At 65.6% G+C, this 1,215-nt stretch carries 2 protein-coding genes; both read left to right on the top strand.

Annotated features, from left to right (window positions below):
• Nucleotides 1-498: ABC transporter ATP-binding protein (locus AC1DP9_RS27665; RefSeq protein WP_477109067.1), on the top strand; the 498-nt coding region annotated here is incomplete at its 5' end.
• 1 nt (nt 499) lies between these two features.
• Nucleotides 500-1,215 (top strand): ABC transporter ATP-binding protein (locus AC1DP9_RS27660; RefSeq protein WP_144203676.1); only part of this gene is annotated, 716 nt, incomplete at its 3' end.

Raw genomic sequence — 1,215 nt, 5'->3', positions numbered from 1 at the left:
TTCCCGCACCTGACCGTGCGCGAGAACGTGCGCATCGGCCTGCAGCGCCAGCTTGGCACCTCGTTCCAGTTCTGGCGCAGCGAGCGATCGCTCGACGTGCTCAACGACCGGGCGATGGACCTGCTCGAACAGGTCGGCCTGACCGAGTTCGCCGAGACCGTCACCGTCAATCTGCCCTACGGCCGCAAGCGCGCGCTCGAGATCGCCACCACGCTGGCGATGGAGCCCGAGCTGATGCTGCTGGACGAGCCCACGCAGGGCATGGGCCACGAGGACGTGGACCGCGTGACGCAGCTCATCAAGAAGGTGTCCGCCGGCCGCACGATCCTGATGGTSGAGCACAACATGAACGTGGTGTCCTCCATCGCCGACAAGATCACCGTGCTSCAGCGCGGCGCCATCCTGGCCGAAGGGCCGTACGCGGAGGTGTCCAAGGACCCGCGCGTGATGGAAGCCTACATGGGCACGGTCGAGGCGGAACTGCAGGGAGCGCATTGAGATGAACACCAACACTCCCGCCCTTGAGATCAAGGACCTGAACGCCTGGTACGGCGAATCGCACATCCTGCACGGCGTGGACCTGACCGTAAATCACGGCGAAGTGGTCACGCTGCTCGGCCGCAACGGCGCGGGCCGCACCACCACGATGCGCGCCATCATGGGCCTGACCGGCGCCCGCAAGGGCTCGATCAAGGTCAACGGGCACGAGACCATCGGCCTGCCGACGCACAAGATCGCGCATTACGGCATCGGCTACTGCCCGGAAGAGCGGGCGATCTTCTCGAGCCTGTCTTGCGAAGAGAACCTGATGCTGCCGCCGGTATTGAAAGGTGCCGACGCCAGCCGGGGCATGAGCGAGGCCGAGATCTACGAGATGTTCCCGAACCTGGCCGAACGGCGCCAGAGCCAGGGCACGCGACTGTCTGGCGGCGAACAGCAGATGCTGGCGGTGGGGCGCATCCTGCGTACCGGCGCGAGCCTGCTGCTGCTCGACGAAATCTCGGAAGGCCTGGCACCGGTCATCGTGCAGGCACTGGCGCGCATGATCCTGATGCTGAAGAAGAAGGGCTACACGGTGGTGATGGTGGAGCAGAACTTCCGCTTCGCCGCGCCGCTGGCCGACCGCTTCTACGTGATGGAGCACGGGCAGATCGTCGAGCGCTTCGCCGCCGCCGAACTGCAGGCCAAGATGCCGGTGCTGAACGAACTGCTTGG

Source organism: Cupriavidus sp. 01L43 (assembly GCF_056399925.1).
Note: the sequence above shows the minus strand (reverse complement) of the source record. Positions and strands in the feature narration are given on the sequence as shown.